Below are 19,294 nucleotides of genomic sequence, written 5' to 3'. Positions count from 1 at the left end.
CCAACATATTATCACTATTCTATGAGTTTCGTCGCCGGGATTCAACAATTATCTAAGCAAATTCTTTTATATCATGTTAGCATCCAACATGTAAGAGAAATCGTACAGAGAGGAAGATTTTCATGGAAATGTATATCGAAAACCTCCCGTCATATCGTATCGCCTATGTTCGACAAGTCGGTCCTTACGGTCCAGCCAATGCTCAAGCGATGAATACGCTAAAACAATGGGCAGACAAAAACCAACTGCTTCATGAATCAGCAATTTTATTCGGTATTCCACAAGATGACCCAACTACCACATCGCCCGAAAAATGTAGATATGATGCCTGTATTGTTATCACTGAATCTGAACGTCTGGAAGATGAGTTTGTTGAGATTGGCGAGTTATCAGGCGGAGATTATCTCATCTGCAAGGTGAGACATACGGCAGAAGCTATTCAGCAGGCATGGAATGTGATCATCCCTCATTTACAAACAAGTGGTTATCGGATGGATAACAAGCCGGTTATAGAACGATATCGTTGGGAACTGCTTAATCAGCATTATTGCGAAATATGTGTGCCTGTAAAACTCGTGTAATTCATGTTACGAGGAAACAAAAAAAGTGACTTCAGGTTGAAGTCACTTTTTTTGTTAACGACTGTTACTACTAGCTAGTTAAGACTTGTTAAGATATTAAAATGCCCAGTTGCCTTTACGGAATACCGGCTCGATTGTACCGTCTTGTAACTCACCATCGATATCCAGCTCAGCGGAACCGATCATGAAATCAACGTGAGTCAAGCTCACATTACACTCATGCTTCAGCAACTCTTCATTCGACATCGTTGTGCCATCTTTCATGTTGAATGGATATGCACTTCCCACAGCCAAGTGGCAAGATGCATTTTCATCAATACCCGTATTGTAGAAAATGCGATTCAGGTTGGAGATCGGAGAGTCATGTGGTACGAGTGCGACCTCACCCAGATAACGTGCTCCTTCATCGGTGGCAAACAGGTTCTTCAAATGCTCTTCACCGGATGCTGCCGTAAACGCTACAACCTGTCCATCCTTGAATGTGATTCTCATCTGGTCTACCAGTTGCCCGTTCAGGTTCAAAGGCATGGTACTGCTGACATATCCATTCACTCCGCTGCGCTTAGGCATGGTGAATACTTCTTCAGTTGGCATATTGGCGACCGTGTATACACCTTGTTTATTTTCGCTACCACCGCCACCCCAGATGTGGTTGTGGACCAATTCAATTTTCAAATCTGTACCTGGCGCACGGTAATGCAGGCTCTTATAGTTCTTTTTATTCAGGAGATCACTCATGGTATTCAGGGTATCCAGATGTTCTCTCCAATTTTTTACGGCGTCTCCGCCATCTACACGGTTCATTTTGAAGATCGTTTCCCACATCACGTTGATTCGGTCTTCTTCCGGGATGTCGGCAAATACTTTGTTCGCCCAAGCCTTGGTCGGTGCTTTGATCAGACACCAGCTAATTTCATGGTTGCGTGTGTATTTGGCATATCCGCGACGTGCGTGTGCAGCTGCCTTGGTAGCACGGGAAACGCTGTCGGAGTCAATTCCGTTATACAGTTCAGGATCTGGAACTTTAATCGTCAGGGTAGCGCCGCCTGCTTCTGCAAACTTCTCCATCATATCCGCTTTCCAGGCTGGATAGTAGTCAAAGCTGTCATTGGAACCATGCTCAAAACGACTGCGGGTAATGTTGTCATCATCGAAGTCCACTTGTACATAGTTTGCACCAGCTGCATAGGCTTTTTGCACAATCAGACGTGTGAATTCAAGCGTTTCGATTGGTGCAGTAACGAGCAGATCCTGTCCTTTTTGAATATTCACGCCAACTTTAACAACTAGTTCTGCGTATTGTTCCAATGACTTTTCAAAGGTCTGTTCAAATTGACTCATGGTTGTGTTCACTCCTGTTTCATATATTATGGTATGGTTTGCAAACTTGGGATCTGTTGAGTGGCCGTTACAGCGAAGGATCGTTCTTTAGATCGTCGTTGTCTCCAAATTTTCTTCATCGTATTTTTCAAAGGTTAAAATTCGGAGATAAATACGACCACTATCGCTTCTGCAGAATCGATTCCATCTCTTTCACTACGTATGCTATTAATTTCCATCATTCGTTACCTAATCTCATTTAACCATTACGTTTTTCTTGTTCGCGCAGTTCGATCCGGCGGATTTTACCAGAGTTGGTCTTCGGCAGATCCGTGACAAATTCGATCTTGCGTGGATATTTGTAAGGTGCTGTGATTTCTTTGACATGGTGCTGCAATTCACGCATTAGTTCTGGTGAAGCCAGTGAATCATCTCGCAGTACAACAAAAGCTTTGACAATATTACCACGGATCTCATCTGGACTCGCAACCACCGCGCATTCCTTCACACTGGCGTGTTTCATAAGTGCTTCTTCTACTTCAAATGGTCCAATCGTGTAACCCGAACTGATGATGATATCGTCACTGCGACCTTCAAACCAGAAGTAACCTTCTTCGTCTTTGCGTGCACGGTCCCCTGTTACAAAATAATCGCCACGCTGACTCGCTTCCTTCCGTCCCTCATCCTGATAATAGGACCGGAACAAAGCTGGCATCTCTTTGTGTACCGCGATATCCCCCACTTCACCCGCAGGCACAGGTTGTCCCTCTTCATCGATGATTTCAATCAACCCAGGTGTAATCGACTGACCCATCGAGCCAATACGTACAGGCGCATCTTTGAGACTGCCGATTAACAACGTGCTCTCGGTCTGTCCATATCCGTCCCGAATAGTCAGGTCAAAATGACGCTGGAAGATTTCAATAACTTCCTGATTGAGCGGTTCACCCGCTGAAACAGCACTGCGCAGATGAGACAGGTCATAATGTCCAAGATCATCTGCTTTGGCCATCAACCGATATTCTGTTGGTGTACAGCAAAGGACATTAATCTGATGTTCCTGCATCAGTTCCAGATAACGCTTGGGCTGGAATGATCCATTGTAGACCAGTCCAGTCGCGCCTCTTCCGAGTACCGACAGGAATGGGCTCCAGATCCATTTTTGCCATCCGGGTGCAGCCGTTGCCCATACCGTATCCGATGGTTGAATATCCAACCATAACGAGGAAGCGATCCGCAGGTGGGCATATCCCCAACCGTGGCTATGTACAACTCCTTTGGGATTACCTGTTGTGCCCGAAGTATAAGCAAGGATAGCCGTATCATCACGATGAGTCTCCACCGCAACCATCTCTTCGGGTTGATTCTGCATTAACTGATGCACATTGACCCAACCTTCAGCAGGTACGCTAACTTCTCCATTCGGTGATGCCACGATTCGATGTGCCAGTGACGGCAGATCCGCGTCCATCTTTTCTACTTCTGAGGTCGTCTCGGACCATACAATAACAGCCCGCGCCTCAGAGTGACGCAGACGATATTCCAGATCTTTTGCCCGTAACATCTCGGAGGAAGGAATAACGGCAATCCCCAATTTCAGACAAGCAATATAAATGACATAGGCAATAATACGGCGTGGTACCATGACCAACACCCGATCACCCTTCTCTAGTCCAAGTTCACGCAGACCTCCAGCAAGACGATTCGCCTGCTTAAATAAATCACCATACGTGATCTCTTCCACCTCTCGTTGATCGCTGAGCCATCTAAGTGCAATCCGCTCTGATGGATGATTCTCCATCTCGGATGTCAGGTTATAGCTTTCAGGCGAAATCCACTGTTCAAAGTTCAAATGGAGCCTCTCCTTCGTAGTTCAATTGTAAAGCTTCTATATATTATACCCTAAATCCTAGGACCAGGTGCTATGAACTAGGTTCATTCTGAAAAAAATAAACATAGGTCAATTAATGAACTATTATAATAGATCTTATCCTATAAAGAAAATGACATATACAAAATGGCGCCTTCCTGATTGATCAGGTAGGCGCCATTTTCATTCTTCATTTATATTACATTAGTTTTACCTAACTATGATTTTCACACAGCTATACTGTGTACGTTACCACGGAAAATTACCCATTCCGTCCAAAATGCTTTCGATCTCATTCAACTCTTCCGTTGTCAGATCCGGTGCGCTGAGCGCAGCTACATTTTCTTCAATCTGGGACACACGGCTTGCACCAATTAATGCAGAGGTTACACGGTTACCACGCAAAATCCAGTTCAGAGCCAGTTGAGAGATCGTCTGCCCTCTTCGCTCGGCAACCGCCTGAAGCGCATCGAACTTGGCAATCCGTTCGTCCGTGTATGCTTCTTTTTTCAAATTGCCTGTTGGATTGGCTCGTTCTTCCTTGATCTTGTCGACATATTTATTCGTCAACTGACCGCGGCCAAGTGGACAGAATGCAATGGAACCTACGCCCTGCTCATCCAGTACGTCCTGCAAACCGTCTTCAATCCAGCGATTTAACATCGAGTAGTTTGGCTGATGGACCAGACATGGCGTACCCAGACGACGCAGAATGGTTACCGCTTCTTGTGTCTGTTCTGCATTATAATTGGACAAGCCCACATACAGTGCTTTACCTTGCCGCACGATATGATCCAATGCCGTCATCGTTTCTTCCAATGGCGTGTCCGGATCTGGACGGTGATGATAGAAAATGTCTACATAATCCAGTCCCATCCGACCAAGACTTTGATCGAGACTGGCAATCAGGTTTTTGCGGGAGCCCCACTCGCCGTAAGGTCCATTCCACATATGGTAGCCTGCCTTCGATGAGATAAGCAGTTCATCCCGGTAAGGACGAAGATGTTTTTTGTAAATCACGCCAAAGTTCTCTTCCGCTGATCCTGGAGGTGGACCATAGTTATTCGCCAGATCGAAATGGTTAATTCCGAGGTCAAAAGCACGCAAAATCATCTCTTCCTGAACATCCAATGTACGGTTGCCACCAAAGTTTTGCCATAAACCCAGCGCAATTTGCGGCAGTCTGATTCCGGATTTGCCGGAACGTACATATTTCATCTCATCATATCGTTGTTCACTCGCAGTATAGGGCATCGTTATTCTCACTTTCTGTAAGGTTTGCTGAATTCCTTTTCATCTTAGACATTTTCATGGATAAACGATATGGCATTTCACTTTGAACATATGGAATAATGATTGTTATCTATATATACTAATGTTAAATAATTAATCTTTTCAGCTATTTAGTATGTTAAAATGCAAGATGAGACGAAATCGTACAGGAGTGAATACCCTTGATTACGTATATGTTCAAGAACAATCATTTTCAGGAGCTACAGCTCCTTCATTATGGTACGGAAGCCTGTACACCAGGCCACCACTTTGGCCCAGCCATGAGAGACTATTACAAAATTCATTATATTCTGAATGGCAAAGGCACCTTCGAAGTCGGTGGTAAAACGTATACCCTGCACAAAGGTCAAGGTTTTCTGATCGTTCCACATTCTGTTGTTCATTACGAAGCAGATCAGGATGACCCATGGGAATACAGCTGGGTTGCTTTTCAAGGCAGCAATAGTTCATCCTTTTTACAGCAGGCCTGTCTGTCAGAGCATCATCCGATCTTTGAACTGGGCAATGAGGACGACGAGATGCGATCCTGCCTGCATCGAATGGTCAATTCCCGCAATACCCACAAAGGTTGGGAGATGAGCATGACTGGTTTGCTGTATCAATTCTTCTCTATTTTGATTGATCAGGCCAACTCCGAGCATCTTCACCCCATACAGGATTATTCGAAGGAAACGTACGTAACGCAGGTAATGGACTTCATTGAAATGAACTATGCCAATGCCATTACCGTACAATCCATTGCGGCCCATGTCGGTTTGCAGCGCAGTTATCTGTGCTCTCTCTTCAAGGACCAGATGGGAAGCAGTATTCAGTCGTATCTGGTCCATTATCGGATGCGCAGGGCAGCCGAACTGACACTTGATCCCGGTCTGACCATTGGCGATATTGCCCGTTCTGTGGGCTATACGGATCAATTGCTCTTCTCTAAAATGTTCAAAAAAGTGATGGGCGAAGCGCCCACCTACTACCGCAAACATAAAACAGCACCCTCCCAGTTAAGTTGTTAATTGGGAAGGTGCTGTTTTTGCCAATCGTTTATTCTTACAATCGTTATTCCTTACATTCTATACATTTGTTTATACCGTCTCCGGCATGGATATGCCAACAACTTGCACTTTGATTTCATCGACCATGACGCCGGCTAATTGTTCTACAGCCTGTTGAACATTATGTTGAAGTTCACGGCAGACTTCGTGCATCTTGTTGCCATATTGAATATTAATTCGCAGCTGGATGGTTGCCTGATCGTCTTTGACGTGTACGTCAATCCCTTTTTGCAGACTCTTGCCGCTGATACTCTTGGCAATCCCTTCAGTCAGTCCAACGGACATGGAGGATACACCAGCCGTTGATTGAGCCGCCATTCCCACGATCTTGGATAACACATCGTTCGAGATGTGAATGGTACCCATTTGAACAGATTGAGGTGCGATATATTCAGGTTCATTGTATTGTTTTTCGATAATTTCAGACATGTGCTCCACTCCTTCGAATAATTAAATTCTATGCATTCTGCCATTTGTCCTTGAAGAACATGTTATAGATTCGAACCAAAAGAATTTTAACAATCATATAAACCGGGATAATAATCAGGATAGCAATAATTCCACCCAGGTCGCCTGCACCCAACACCAGAATGATGGTCGTGAGCGGATGAATATCCAGCTTTTTGCCGAATACGTACGGTGCAACCAGGTTGTCCTGAATCTGCTGAGCGACAAGAATAATAATAAGGGACCAGATGGCAACCGATGGTGATACCACGAGACCCATGATCACAATAGGTACGGACGACACAATCGCTCCGATGAATGGAACAAAGTTCATGATGACCGCGATTACCGTGAGCAGTAATGCGTACGGCAGTCCAATGATCAAGAAACCGATATACATCAGTACACCCAGCGCCAGATTCACCAAAACTCTTCCCACAATAAAACCACTCAACGCCTGATCAATCTCAATTACCACTTCACGGCTGTCATTTTGGAAACGTTTTGGAGCGATATGTGCCAATTTACGACCAAATTTCTCGCCTTGTAACAGCATATAGAACAAAAGGATCGGTAGTGTAAACAAGATGATCGCAAAACTGGAAACAAGTGAGAAGAATCCACTTACATAGTTGGTTACAAAGTTAAATCCTTTGTTGATATACTCCGTGATCTGGGAGAAAGGTGTCGAGCCCTCAGGGAACAAGGCCTGAATGGCACCATTTTGCTCCAGCTCTCTCAGCTGTTCACTTAATGAATTAATTAGACTTGGTGCGTTATCGACCAGATTGATCAGTTGCTCACGTAACGATGGCCATAAACCAATGATGAAGAATACTCCCAGAATAGCAATAACCAGATAGATTAGCAAAATACTTAGCGTGCGATTTATTTTCTTTTTCTCCATATAATTCACAAGCGGCCTTAGCAGATAATAAAAGAACACCGACAACATCATCGGCACGGTAATGACCGTGATCATGGTGACGAGCGGCTGAAAGATGAAGCTTACACGTGATAATAAATAGATATTAACCAATATCAGCGCCAGTGCAATACTGAACCGGACAAACGTATTTACTTTGAACAAAATAATTTCCCTCCACATGGACATTTCTTCTCTTATTTAATTTGGAATCTCAATGGTAAACACGGTGGTCTCTCGCCCACGCCGGGAAAGGATCAGCCGTCCGCCCATTTTCTCCGTATTACGTCGTGCGATGGACAAACCAAGTCCGGTGCCTCCGGTCGCTGTCCGCGCCTCATCCCCTCGTACAAACGGGTCAAAGATCGTTGACCACAGTTCTTGTGGTATGCCCACTCCGTTATCTGCCACCTCTATCACCACATGGGTATGAAGCGGAATGAGTTCGACGCGCAGTTCGGTTCCGATTGGATTATAAGACAGAGCATTGGTAATCAGATTCTGGATGACTCTGGATAACAGCTCCGGATCATACCTCGCGTAGATCACCTCATCAGGAACAAGTACATGAAGGACAAACTGTTTCTGTTCAATCTCCCCATAAGTATCTGCCATAATCTCGCGCAGGAATTCTCCAATCTCTCTTCTCTGAATATGCATGCGAAAATCGGGCGAATCCACCTTGAGCAACTCCAACATATTCTGTATCATGCGTGCAACTTGAACAGACTTGTTATAGATGTATCCCAGATATCTTTGCTGCCTGTCCTTGTCCTCTCCACGTCCTTCCACCAATGCCTGCGCATATCCCTGTATGGATGTTATCGGTGTCTTCAGATCATGTGATAAGTCTACAATCAGTCGCTGTTTGCTCTCTTCGGCGTAACGTTTCTCCGCAGAGGTGTTCTCAATAACGTCCGCCATGTAGTTAAAGGTCTCACCAATCTGGACAAATTCCCTCTCGGCCGAGATCGACATCCGTGTACTATAATTCCCCTGTATCATCTGCGTAAGACCCGAGGAGAGGATACTGAGTGGTTTTTTGATTCTCCGTGCGACCCAGTAGCTGTAGACAAAGATCAATAATAAAACCAAACCGATGCCAATCATAATGTAAAAGGATAATGGATGTTTCAGATTAGTAATCAACTGATTATCATTAATTCGCACGCTGACCAGATCACGTGGGATTTTGAGCAATACATACGCTGCCGCTCCTTCTGTCGAGAGAGGAGTGATCGAATAATAGTATTCCTGGTCACTCCGATTTTCCAGTCCATCATATAGATCAGCTTCACTGTATTGCGTGATCGCATCTTGCTTGTCTCCCACATGATGAATGACATTGCGATTCGCATCCAGAATTTCAATCCAGCCCCCGCTATCCTTGAGACGTTGAATCTCTGTGTCTTTGCCTTTCGACACCGAACCTCCACCGGAATAAAATTCGTTCTCCAGCTCCTCCACATACATGTGGGCTTCAACATTCAAATTCGGGTCTACCACCTGATCCGAAATGCGAAAATCCACGACATCAAGTGAAACCATAAGGTACACAATCAATACCAGTAACAGCAAAAAGAAGTTGAACAGCAAGAAGTCCAAAGTCAGGGATGTCTGCAACAGTCGCTTTTCTCTAGCTTTCCATGGGCGCTTCAATTTTGTATCCAAGTCCCCTTATCGTTTTGAGATATTCCGGTTGTCTGGAGTCACGCTCGATCTTCTCCCGAATGTTGCTGATATGTACCATAATCGTGCTGTCCTCGTGCGCATAATAGTCGCCCCAGACCGCTTCGTATATTCTTTTACGGGTGAACACTCGGCCAGGTTGATCAAGCAACAATTCCATAATTTTATACTCTGTAGAGGTCAATGTTACAGGACTTCCTGAACGAAAAAGGATACATTGGGATCGATCCAGCGTCAGATCACCTAATACCAGATTCTGTTCTTTCGCTTCGGGGATCTCCGCTGCATCAAATTGATTAACTCTTCTGAGCAACGCCTCTACTCTGGCGACAATCTCAAGCGGGTTGAACGGCTTCGCTATATAATCGTCTGCCCCAAGTCCAAGTCCAAGGATTTTATCGTGATCCTGACTTTTAGCGGATAGGAACAGTACAGGCATGTGATATGTGGCTCTGATCTGTTTGATCAACTGCAATCCATCCATTACAGGCATCATGATGTCCAGTATGACCAGATCGATCTGTGTTGAACGTATGCATTGTAATGCCTCGGCTCCATTCACCGCAGTTTTAATGGTATAGTCCTTCTCCAGATATAGTTGAAGCAGTTCAACAATCTCTGGTTCGTCATCTGCAATTAATACGGTGTATCTCATGATATTCCTCTCATTTCCTATACTCTATGCCTATCTCTACATTATTACTATATACTACGTCTCTTAATTCAACCTAAATCATTTCTAAAGATAATCTAAATAAATAGAAATAGAGCCCTGGCTCATGCCAAGGCATTAACTAAAAAAGGGCTGTTTTCAGCCTACATTCAAGCTTTTCGTTCTTCATTCAGGCTTTTCAATCTTCATTCGGAGCATTTGTATTAGATCATCAGATCAGTCCTTAAGCGAACGTCGTAGCCACGGCTCAACTTTCCCCAATAAACGTTCCTTGTCATACTGCACATATTGGTTCGCCCGATTGCGCACGGGATCACCCGCGTAGAAACGTTCATATAGATCATGCCTTGCTCCGAGTGGACTTCCGGTCAGCTCCCATGCGAGTTGAAAGAGTCGAATCTTCTCCGGGGCTTGCATCGTTACTCCACCAAGATATTTGCCTATCATGGAACCCATCTTTTCATTCATCTCAAACGTACCTGAAGGAATCTGAATCAGACCACCCGCAGCAATGGTCTTCAAAATCTCCACTGCGCGGGGGTAATAGCGATTGCCCAGATTACGTGCGGTTTCAATATATTTGAATTCCGGCAACCAGTTGCCAAATGTGTCTGGTTTGGACTGTGCTTCAGCAGCAATAATCAGTCCCTCTATAGTCTGCATCTGACTGATCAGCTCTCCAAGTTGTTCCTGCACATTCAGGAAAGAGTCCACCCCAATCTCCTTGGCAATGGATGAGGTCACGGCTGTAATAAACTCCAGTTTCGAGTGTAATCGAATGACACTCTGATGGTAGGCCAGACTGGCCGAAGCTGTATTGCAGCGAATCTGCCATACGGCTTCAGGGTTATTGTGCAGTAATACACGTTCCCAGGGCACAAATACATCGTCAAAAAATAATACGGCATCCATCTCATCATACTGCGCACTGAGTGGATGTGATTTATCTGTATCTTTTGTGGCAAAAGATTCACGACACATCATGTGCAAGCCCGGACTGTCCGCGGCTACAATTACCATATGGGCCAGCTCTGGCAGGTGGCCTGGAATTCGTTGAACGGGATAAGCAATGATATCATCCGCATAAGGCGCTGCTGTTGCCACCATTTTGGCCCCGCGAATGACCACGCCCTCCGTATTCCTTTTGACAATTCGCAGCATGGCATCCTCATCTTCACCAACAGGCAAGGAACGATTAATCTGCGGGTCACGCTGGACAATTGTCAGGAATGCATCGTTTCGTTTGGCTTGTGCAAAATAATCCGATATTTTGTCTGCAAATGCCGGGTCATGTGATGTCATCTCATGTCGGGTTGCATACCAACCTGTCAGCCGGGATCTGGCATAATCAGACAATCGGCTCATCACCCCATACGTCCGATCGGCCCACAGCCGAAAAGCATCCGCCCTGCTCTTCACGTCAGGAACTGAACGAGGCACAAGAAAAGAGCGATGCACGTAACTTCCCGTCTGTTCGTCCCAATAGGCCACGGTTTCCCTTGTCTCCGGGTCATCCACCAGATTGAACAATCCTTCTATGGTTTGAAGTGTTCCCTGAAAGGCCTGATGCCCAGTTACCTGGATACGCTCTCCGTCCAGCCATACATTCCGCTCATCATTCAAACGTTGAATGTAAGCTTGTCCACGAGACATCGTGATACTCATGATATGTCCTCCCTCTCAGGCACTGGCCTGACATTTCTGTAACTCCATCCTTCTAACTGCTTGAGAAACTATGTAATGATACATTCTGTATCTAATGAAATAGTACTGTGCCTTAGCTAGAAAAGTCAACAGACACCGAGCGATGAGTCCGGTGTCTGTTGGGCCATGCTATTTTAGACTAATTTGGAATACATGTGGCGCAGATACCGCCAGCGCACGAGTGCAAAATACAAGATCTGCATGGAAGCAAACACCAAGAAGATGCGCAGGCTGTATCCAAAGACCGAGAAATCAACCAGTTGCTGCAACGCCACAAAGGCAACCGAACTGTGGATAACCGCCACCAGAATCGGCAGGAAGAACATAAGCAATAGCTGCCTTGTTACGATCTTACGGAGTTCGGGACGACTCAGTCCCATTTTGCCAATCATGCGATACTGCGCTTCATCCCGTTCTAAATCTGCGTAAAGTCTGAAATACGTGAAACTTGCTGCAAAGGTGAAGAAAACAATGCCGATCAGGCCGCTCAAAATTAGAATGATGCCATTGGTCTGCTTGGAATTAAGCCAATCCACCACAAGCGCGCTGACCTCGTAATAACCTTTTTCGGAATGATCATCTTGAATGGATTTGATCAATTCAGGAGCAAAGCTGCGTGTACCCATCCAATCTTTCACGATAAATTGTATCGTTCGACTCGAATAGAAACCTTCAGGCATGCCAACTTCCTCGTTGTACGCAGGTCTCATCTTATTAAACAATTCGTCGGTTACGACGTAGAGATAAATTTCATATTGAAAAGGAATCACAATATCGGTACCAGGTGTCGATAGCTGGACAGGTATGTGCTGATTATCAACCTCCAGATTAACCTTTCCTCCCGAGGCTCCTTTTTCAACCTGTTCACGGTACTCCTTGCGCATCGCCAAATTGCTTGGTGTCATAAATGACTCATCGATTTGTTTCAACGTACGTTCTTCATACCCCAGTGCCTTCGCAAGACGGTTATAATCACTCAGTTTGATAATATTCCCATTATTATTTTCACCTATAGGAGCATAACTGCCCTTCACGTAGGGAACTTGATTATCAATCAACGTTTCTTCAATCTGCCGAATATGTCGCTCGGAGTTTGGAGTATACCAGTTATTCATATAACTGAATGCGTACGGATTCGACATGGACGACAACCCCGGGTCAGCAATAGCAAGCATGGTGCCAATTCCCGTAAATGAAGAAGCCGAGATGATACTTACCATGAAAAACATGATGGCGTTATCTTTCATTCGATAGGTAAGTTCAGATAGGAAGAGCAGATTGGTTTTACGGAAAAACAACCTTGGATTTCTTTTCAGTGCCCGAATGATGTATACACTGAGCTGCGTGAACAGAAAGTACGTACCTGCAATAACAACCACGACACTTGCGAGTAATAACGGAAAGGAGAAGCTTATCCATACAAAAGTGAATACTCCTGCATAACCCCCACCAATCAACAATACGGATAACAAGGCGAGTAGACGTGAGGCTTTGGGTTCCGGTTTCGGTTTTTCCTCTGATTTCACAAGGTCAATGAGAGTTCCTTTGCGAATGAGCAAGGATGAGGACATCGCGATCACAACAAACAGCAGCAGAAATGCACCTGCCGTCAGGGCAATGCTTTTTAGCGGAAAATAGAATCGAAGACTGTTCTCAACAGCCAGCATGGAGCCACAGATCAGCAGAATCAATTTGCCGAAAATAATTCCGAGTCCAATCCCGGTAATGATGGAAGCTAATCCGATACACATGTTCTCCATAAACAGAAGTCTGTTCATCTGCTTACGTGTCATGCCTATGATCAGGAAAATACCAAATTCCTTCTTGCGCGTCTTCAGAAATGAACCAACGGAGTAGAGCAGGAACAGGAATGAAAAGATGAATATAATGATCTCTGCAATCACAAACCCCTGATTTGCAAGCAAAGTAACCGTCCCACTTGATCCCTTTAAGCCCGCTTTCAAATCAGGATGGAACAGGAGCAATGCGTAAGTAAAAAAGATCATAACGGAAAATGTACTGCTCAGAAAATGAGCCAGATAAATTCGTTTGTTACGAACAACGTTATTAATGGCGAACTGGCGAAAATTCATGTCCTGAACCTCCCATTAGGGATAATACATTAATAATCTTCTGGTAAAAGGCTGCGCGATTATCGCCGTAGTGAATTTCATTATACAGTCTGCCATCCTTGATAAAGACAACCCGACTGCAATAACTTGCAGCTACTGCATCATGAGTGACCAGCAGCATCGTAGCCTGATCCTCCTGATTGCGCGTTTCGAGAATCTCCATGACATCTCTTGCCGCCTTCGAATCCAGGTTGCCTGTTGGCTCATCGGCCAGAATCAGCTTCGGGGAATGGATAAGCGCTCTGGCAATGGCCGTACGCTGTGCCTGTCCTCCTGATATCTCATATGTCCGTTTGTTCAGAATACCCTCGATCCCCAACTTGCTTGCCAGCTGTTCGACACGTGTGTTCATCTCTGCTAGCGAAACACCGTCAAGAGTCAGTGGCAGCACAATGTTTTCCTTGACTGTCAGGGTATTTAACAGATTGAACGATTGAAAAACAAATCCAAGCTCTTTGCGCCGGAACAGCGCGAGTTCGTCCTGATTCAATTCAAACGGATTCTTTCCTGCAATACGCAGTTCGCCTGATGTTGGGTGATCAATGGTTGAGATCATGTTCAGCAGCGTTGTTTTGCCACTACCCGATGGTCCCATGATGCCAACAAACTCACCTTCCTGAATACTGAGGTCAATACCTGATAACGCTTCATAAGATACGATGCCTTTGTAGATTTTACTGATCTGTTTCACAGAACAAATCTCCATGGTTACAACTCCTTAGTGATATATGAATTCAAAATCAAGTTACTTTTCATGCTGTGTGCATGCGTATTGTGCGTGGCCTTTCCTGTACTCTTATGACTATAGTCTATCGAAGTTTCGGCCATTCTCCTATGGTTTAACCTTTCATCAACATGACAATGTTGTAAGGTTGCATCATAAAAATCAAAAAGACGCCTTCGCCCCGATCAGGCAATAGACGTCTATACTTACACTTACACTGTAATATATACTCCACTCACACTTCTTCAACAAAAATACAGAACTCACGTCCCAATCTTATCTTCAACCTGTCACTTCAAGAGTTGAATGTAATTCGGACAGTCGTTCCTTCGCCGTACACAGATTCAAGATCAATCCTATGATTCATCCGTGTTAACACTTCTTTGGCAATATACAGCCCCATGCCTGTGGACTCTTTGAAATGCCGCCCGTTCTCCCCGGTGAAGAAAGGCTGGAATACCCGGTTTAGATCAGACTTCGGAATTCCGATGCCCTGATCCTGCACTTCCAGTATGATGGAGCGTTCGGCTTCATACGCACGCACATAGATCTTTTGCCCGCTGCCCGCGGAGTATTTGATTGCGTTCGACAGTAACTGTACCAGGACAAACCGAATCCACTTGGCATCGGATTGCACAACCAGCGCAGGATCTATATGTATCTCTGGATAGACGTGATTGCGGATGAAGAACCGTTTCAGCTCATGGATCGCCTCTTCCCCAGCGGTCCTCAGTATCACAGGTTCCACACTGAAATCCTGTTCGAAGGTATCCAACCTGGCCACATACAGCACAGTCTCCAAACCTCGCCTCATCTGGTCCGCTTCCTCCCGAATGCTTACGAGCCGAGGATCATCATCTTCCTGACCTTCCACGGTCAACTCAATAACGGATAACGGTGTCTTCATCTGATGGACCCACTGGTTCATGAATGTCAGATATTCTTGCTGCCGTTGTTCCAGCCGATGAAGATGAGCATGATACTGGCCGTATTGTGAATCCAACAACTTCTCCAGCGCCAGTGATACAGGACTTGTTTCGTTCAATGGTACAAATTCCTTCAGCGAATCCATCGACCGTGACATCCGGGTATAAAAGGAGCGATGTGAATAATAACGATACACCAAATATCCGATGTATAAAAATAATCCCAACGCTACGGCATAAGTAGCCGTGACCCAATCGTTGTAACCGTCATACCAGAACACTGCAACAACAGTGAACAAGATGGCAACAACCCAGCACGTTAAAGCGAGATGTTCTCGTATAAACAATCTCATGATGGTGAAGAGGCCTTCCAGGTATTGTTCAATCGGTAACCCGAACCTCTGACCGTTTCCAGTGCGTCCGTAATACCAAGTTCGGCTAATCGTTTACGCACCCGAGTAACGTTTACGCTGAGTGTATTGTCATCCACAAAAGAGTCATCCCACAGCTTCTCCAAGATTGTCTCTCTGCTCACCAGCTTGGGACTGCGGCGGAGTAACGTTTCCAGCAGAATCGTTTCCTTCTTCGTCAGCTGTACTTTGCGATCACCAAGCTGAATCTCCAGTCTTTCCAAGTACACGACCAAACCGTCCAGTTCCACCTTGCGTTCTTCATCACGAGCAGCATAGTCCCCATATACCCGGCGCAGCTGACTTCGAATTTTTGCTATAACAATCTCATGCTCAAATGGCTTCGTAATATAATCATCCGCCCCGTTCTCCAGTGCCATGACCTGATCCATCTTCCCACTCCGTGCGGAGATAAACAAAATGGGGCATGTGGACAGCGTACGAATCTGGCGGCACCAATAGAAACCATCGTAACTGGGCAAGTTGATATCCAGAAGTACCACATGTGGCTGTACCTGCTCAAACTGTTGCACAATCATCTCAAAATCCTCGACCAGTACGGCCCGGTCCCCGTAGCGTTCAATATGTGATTTCAATAATCCCGCAATCTTGGGATCGTCCTCTATTATCATAATGGTATACATTATTGGATCTCACCTCTGGCAAAATCATAACACAGGATTTATTATCTAGCATCGATTTGGTTACGCCAATCCACAATATCTGCATTCAATTGCTTCAGGTCTCCGGAAGCTTTCTGATCATCGGATAACTTGTATTGTTGCTTCAATGCCAGGATACGATATACACTTTCATCAATTCGGGACTCGGTGATTTTGCCTGACTTTACTGCACTTATTAGCGTATCAAAAATCGTCTTGGCACTCTCATAACTGTGAGCTACCAACAGAATGTCACTTCCTGCTTTAACCGTTGCTAGGGCTGCCTGGTCCAACTTGTAGTTCTTCGCGATTGCACCCATACTCAGGTCATCTGTGATGACGACACCATCATAATTGAACTTCCCGCGCAAATGTTCACCTATAATGACATCCGATAAGGACGCCGGATGATCCGGGTCCAGCTTCGGGAACAAAATGTGTGCAACCATGACCGCCTCTACCTGCTCCTTCACTGCGGCCTGGAACGGAATCCATTCAAGCTCGGCCAGTTGTTTTTCCGTTTTATTCACGACAGGGAGATCGAGATGGGAGTCCACGGACGTATCACCATGACCCGGAAAATGTTTCACTACCGGAATAATGCCTTCATTACGTAGTCCCTTCATCTCTGCAATCCCCATATGTGACACCAGTTCTGCCGAGCTGCCGAATGAACGATCTCCAATCACCGGGTTCTTCGGGTTACTATTCACATCCAACACAGGAGCAAAGTCCACATTAAAATCCGCAAGCTGAACTTGTCTCGCCAGTAATTCGCCCATCGTTTCAGCAAGCGCGCTATCTTTCGTCTCTCCTACTTTTCTACTGGAAGGAATGGATTCCACCGTCTCCGGCATACGGCTCACTTTGCCGCCCTCCTGATCCACACTCATGAAGATCGGTACCGGGTTGGACTGATTCGCTTCCTTGATGGATTGTACAAACTTGGCTGTTCCCTCGAGTGTTGATACATTGTTGGCATAGAAAATAATGCCCCCTACCTTTTGATCGGTAATCATCTGTTTGGCTTGATCATCCAACGTTGTCCCTTGAACACCGGCCAGTATCATCTGTCCAATCTTCTCTTCTAACGTTAATGAACTAAGCTGCTCCTGCACCAGATCGACTTCTTCATGCGGTTCCTCTGGTACTTCTTCCTGCGGTGGCGCGGTATTCTGCTCCGGCGATGAGGAAGATTGCCCTGAGTTGGAGCCAGCGTTCGATCCGGTATTCGAGTCCGTCGCGGAGGAAGGTTTCTGTGCTTGGCCACATGCCGATAAAAGCAGAACGATCCCCAGCAGAAGACACATCATATGCAGTGGTTTTCTCCATGTATTGTTCGAGTTGTACCTATAGTTGTGCAAGGATATTCATCCTCCTTATGTAATGTCATCTTGGCAACCTTTGGGTTCAGGCCTAACCTTATCATAAGGTGGTGGATTTTCAAAATGAGCGCTTCTGAGGATTGAATCGTTGTTCAGACACTTAAGCGGTAAAAAAAGTGGTTGCACTGGAACCTGAGATGTGGAACTTAATGGTGTTGTGACTAGGCGCGTGTGCGATGTATGTGGAGAGTAAAAAGGAGTAACGGTGCAGAAAATGATTTTCTATTGTGAATTTTTCATATGTTGAAATTATTAGTATAGGAAGATCAAAAAGCCGCCAAAAGGCGGCCTATTTGTTCGTTTTTGTTTTACTTTTCGTTATAAATCGTTGCCGTTCAGCGTTAGTTCACCTTTCACCAAACGTTATTAGGCTTCTATTAATAGAGTGTTTGCAACACTTCTGTTGTAAATGGAATGATTTCGGATATGCGACCTTCACGAACTTTGGCAGGCCATTCGGGATCACTAAGCAGAACACGACCCAAGGCGATCAAGTCAAATTCATTGTTCTCCAACTTCTCATTTAATTGATCCAAATGGGCATCCCCTGTTCCCTGGTTCTCGGTTGCTCTGTCTACAAATTCAGCTTCAAGACCTACCGATCCAACGGAAATAGCCGGTTTACCGGTTATTTTTTGCGTCCAACCCGCAAGATTCAGCTCAGATCCTTCGAATTCCGGTAACCAGAACCGGCGTGTAGAGCAATGGAATATATCCACGCCAGCAGCACTAAGTGGGGCCAAGAATTGCTCCAATTGTTCTGGCGTCTCCACCAGACGTGCCTCATAATTCCCCATCTTCCATTGGGAGAACCGGAGCACAATTGGGAAATCAGGACCAACCGCCGCACGACAAGCTTCAATCACTTCAACCGCAAATTGGGTTCGACGTACCAAATCACCACCATAATTGTCGGTCCGTCGATTCGTCTGCTCCCAGAAGAATTGGTCAATCAGGTATCCATGGGCTCCGTGCAGTTCAATGCCGTCAAACCCGATTCGCTGTGCATCCGCTGCCGCTTGGGCAAATGCCTGTACAAGACCTTGAATCTCCTCTTCCGTTAATGGTTCACGTGATGGTTCACCTGCCATGCTAACCCCTGACGGACTTACAGGCTCAGCTTCTGCGTTAGGCAAGTCACCGGAACGACGTGCTGTACCCACATGCCACAATTGTGGCATGATTTTGCCACCCGCTTCATGTACTGCTTTCACTACATTAGCCCATCCTTGCAACGAATCCTCACCATGGAATAATGGAATACTCGCTCCACTAACCGAAGATGGATGATTAATGCCTGTACCTTCCGTTATGATGAGCCCCACTCCACCTGCTGCTCTGCGACGATAGTATTCAGCAACTTCTGGTCCAGGTACACCCTCTGGTGAGAATCCGCGAGTCATGGGTGCCATAACGATTCGATTAGACAATGTTAGCTTGTCCGAGGTGAAAGGTTTGAATAATGCTGAAGGTACGTTCATAGTACATTGCTCCTTTGCAATTGGAA

General features: G+C 45.5%; 16 protein-coding genes. 2 read left to right on the top strand and 14 right to left on the bottom strand.

Annotation, left to right across the window (positions count from 1 at the left end; translation table 11 throughout):
- Positions 1 to 122: 122 nt before the first annotated feature.
- Positions 123 to 581: an AraC family transcriptional regulator gene (locus MHH92_RS13190; protein ID WP_340904136.1), complete on the top strand. Its 459-nt coding sequence runs from the start codon at positions 123 to 125 to the stop codon at positions 579 to 581.
- Between the two features lie 96 nt (positions 582 to 677).
- On the opposite strand, the gene MHH92_RS13185 is transcribed toward MHH92_RS13190, so the two are convergent.
- From MHH92_RS13185 to MHH92_RS13175, 3 genes are all read right to left on the bottom strand, one after another.
- The gene (locus MHH92_RS13185; protein WP_253508018.1) at positions 678 to 1,922 is read right to left on the bottom strand and encodes an aminopeptidase; all 1,245 of its coding nucleotides are present in this window, start codon (positions 1,920 to 1,922) and stop codon (positions 678 to 680) included.
- A 238-nt stretch (positions 1,923 to 2,160) separates the two neighbouring features.
- Positions 2,161 to 3,753, bottom strand: coding sequence for an acyl-CoA synthetase MbcS (gene mbcS, locus MHH92_RS13180; RefSeq protein ID WP_253508015.1), 1,593 nt, complete (start codon positions 3,751 to 3,753; stop codon positions 2,161 to 2,163).
- 267 nt (positions 3,754 to 4,020) lie between these two features.
- A complete protein-coding gene (locus MHH92_RS13175; protein ID WP_340904134.1) occupies positions 4,021 to 5,025 on the bottom strand; it encodes an aldo/keto reductase in 1,005 nt (334 codons plus the stop codon).
- Between the two features lie 200 nt (positions 5,026 to 5,225).
- Between MHH92_RS13175 and MHH92_RS13170 the strand changes: the two genes are divergently transcribed.
- Positions 5,226 to 6,071, top strand: coding sequence for an AraC family transcriptional regulator (locus MHH92_RS13170; protein WP_253508011.1), 846 nt, complete (start codon positions 5,226 to 5,228; stop codon positions 6,069 to 6,071).
- A gap of 69 nt (positions 6,072 to 6,140) precedes the next feature.
- Here the strand turns inward: MHH92_RS13170 and MHH92_RS13165 are convergent, their stop codons facing one another.
- The 11 genes from MHH92_RS13165 to MHH92_RS13115 form a co-directional block, all read right to left on the bottom strand.
- On the bottom strand, positions 6,141 to 6,539 hold the full coding sequence (locus MHH92_RS13165) for an Asp23/Gls24 family envelope stress response protein (RefSeq protein WP_047842725.1): 399 nt from the start codon (positions 6,537 to 6,539) through the stop codon (positions 6,141 to 6,143).
- 28 nt (positions 6,540 to 6,567) lie between these two features.
- Positions 6,568 to 7,647: an AI-2E family transporter gene (locus MHH92_RS13160; protein ID WP_253508009.1), complete on the bottom strand. Its 1,080-nt coding sequence runs from the start codon at positions 7,645 to 7,647 to the stop codon at positions 6,568 to 6,570.
- A 36-nt stretch (positions 7,648 to 7,683) separates the two neighbouring features.
- Positions 7,684 to 9,153 carry a sensor histidine kinase gene (locus tag MHH92_RS13155; RefSeq protein ID WP_340904132.1) on the bottom strand — a complete coding sequence of 490 codons (1,470 nt, stop codon included), beginning with the start codon at positions 9,151 to 9,153 and terminating at the stop codon, positions 7,684 to 7,686.
- Positions 9,119 to 9,826 carry a response regulator transcription factor gene (locus MHH92_RS13150; RefSeq protein WP_340904131.1) on the bottom strand — a complete coding sequence of 236 codons (708 nt, stop codon included), beginning with the start codon at positions 9,824 to 9,826 and terminating at the stop codon, positions 9,119 to 9,121. The genes MHH92_RS13155 and MHH92_RS13150 overlap by 35 nt, the downstream gene beginning before the upstream one ends.
- 234 nt (positions 9,827 to 10,060) lie before the next feature.
- Entirely contained in the window at positions 10,061 to 11,509 is a 1,449-nt protein-coding gene (locus tag MHH92_RS13145; RefSeq protein WP_340904130.1) for a 4-hydroxyphenylacetate 3-hydroxylase family protein, read from the bottom strand.
- A gap of 173 nt (positions 11,510 to 11,682) precedes the next feature.
- The gene (locus tag MHH92_RS13140) at positions 11,683 to 13,641 is read right to left on the bottom strand and encodes an ABC transporter permease (RefSeq protein WP_340904128.1); all 1,959 of its coding nucleotides are present in this window, start codon (positions 13,639 to 13,641) and stop codon (positions 11,683 to 11,685) included.
- The gene (locus MHH92_RS13135; protein ID WP_340904126.1) at positions 13,616 to 14,386 is read right to left on the bottom strand and encodes an ABC transporter ATP-binding protein; all 771 of its coding nucleotides are present in this window, start codon (positions 14,384 to 14,386) and stop codon (positions 13,616 to 13,618) included. The genes MHH92_RS13140 and MHH92_RS13135 overlap by 26 nt, the downstream gene beginning before the upstream one ends.
- 313 nt (positions 14,387 to 14,699) lie before the next feature.
- Positions 14,700 to 15,683 (bottom strand): sensor histidine kinase, encoded by a 984-nt coding sequence (locus MHH92_RS13130; RefSeq protein WP_340904125.1) that lies wholly within the window; start codon positions 15,681 to 15,683, stop codon positions 14,700 to 14,702.
- Positions 15,680 to 16,384: a response regulator transcription factor gene (locus MHH92_RS13125; protein ID WP_047842720.1), complete on the bottom strand. Its 705-nt coding sequence runs from the start codon at positions 16,382 to 16,384 to the stop codon at positions 15,680 to 15,682. Before MHH92_RS13125 ends, MHH92_RS13130 begins: the two co-directional genes overlap by 4 nt.
- A 41-nt stretch (positions 16,385 to 16,425) precedes the next feature.
- Positions 16,426 to 17,766 (bottom strand): beta-N-acetylhexosaminidase, encoded by a 1,341-nt coding sequence (gene nagZ / locus MHH92_RS13120; RefSeq protein WP_340904122.1) that lies wholly within the window; start codon positions 17,764 to 17,766, stop codon positions 16,426 to 16,428.
- 398 nt (positions 17,767 to 18,164) lie between these two features.
- Positions 18,165 to 19,268 carry an NADH:flavin oxidoreductase gene (locus tag MHH92_RS13115; protein ID WP_340904121.1) on the bottom strand — a complete coding sequence of 368 codons (1,104 nt, stop codon included), beginning with the start codon at positions 19,266 to 19,268 and terminating at the stop codon, positions 18,165 to 18,167.
- Positions 19,269 to 19,294: the final 26 nt, after the last annotated feature.

The organism is Paenibacillus sp. FSL M7-1414, assembly GCF_038003195.1.
GTDB classification, from domain to species: Bacteria; Bacillota; Bacilli; order Paenibacillales; family Paenibacillaceae; genus Paenibacillus; species Paenibacillus amylolyticus.
The sequence above is the reverse complement of the archived record's forward strand: the minus strand, read 5'-3'. Positions and strand labels throughout refer to the sequence as shown.

What these genes read in the sequence shown, in the direction of transcription:
- MHH92_RS13190 (WP_340904136.1), top strand. Translation starts at nt 123, where the DNA reads ATGGAAATGTATATCGAAAACCTCCCGTCATATCGTATCGCCTATGTT.
- MHH92_RS13185 (WP_253508018.1), bottom strand. Translation starts at nt 1,922, where the DNA reads ATGAGTCAATTTGAACAGACCTTTGAAAAGTCATTGGAACAATACGCA.
- MHH92_RS13175 (WP_340904134.1), bottom strand. Translation starts at nt 5,025, where the DNA reads ATGCCCTATACTGCGAGTGAACAACGATATGATGAGATGAAATATGTA.
- MHH92_RS13165 (WP_047842725.1), bottom strand. Translation starts at nt 6,539, where the DNA reads ATGTCTGAAATTATCGAAAAACAATACAATGAACCTGAATATATCGCA.
- MHH92_RS13150 (WP_340904131.1), bottom strand. Translation starts at nt 9,826, where the DNA reads ATGAGATACACCGTATTAATTGCAGATGACGAACCAGAGATTGTTGAA.
- MHH92_RS13145 (WP_340904130.1), bottom strand. Translation starts at nt 11,509, where the DNA reads ATGAGTATCACGATGTCTCGTGGACAAGCTTACATTCAACGTTTGAAT.
- MHH92_RS13140 (WP_340904128.1), bottom strand. Translation starts at nt 13,641, where the DNA reads ATGAATTTTCGCCAGTTCGCCATTAATAACGTTGTTCGTAACAAACGA.
- MHH92_RS13135 (WP_340904126.1), bottom strand. Translation starts at nt 14,386, where the DNA reads ATGGAGATTTGTTCTGTGAAACAGATCAGTAAAATCTACAAAGGCATC.
- MHH92_RS13130 (WP_340904125.1), bottom strand. Translation starts at nt 15,683, where the DNA reads ATGAGATTGTTTATACGAGAACATCTCGCTTTAACGTGCTGGGTTGTT.
- MHH92_RS13125 (WP_047842720.1), bottom strand. Translation starts at nt 16,384, where the DNA reads ATGTATACCATTATGATAATAGAGGACGATCCCAAGATTGCGGGATTA.
- MHH92_RS13115 (WP_340904121.1), bottom strand. Translation starts at nt 19,268, where the DNA reads ATGAACGTACCTTCAGCATTATTCAAACCTTTCACCTCGGACAAGCTA.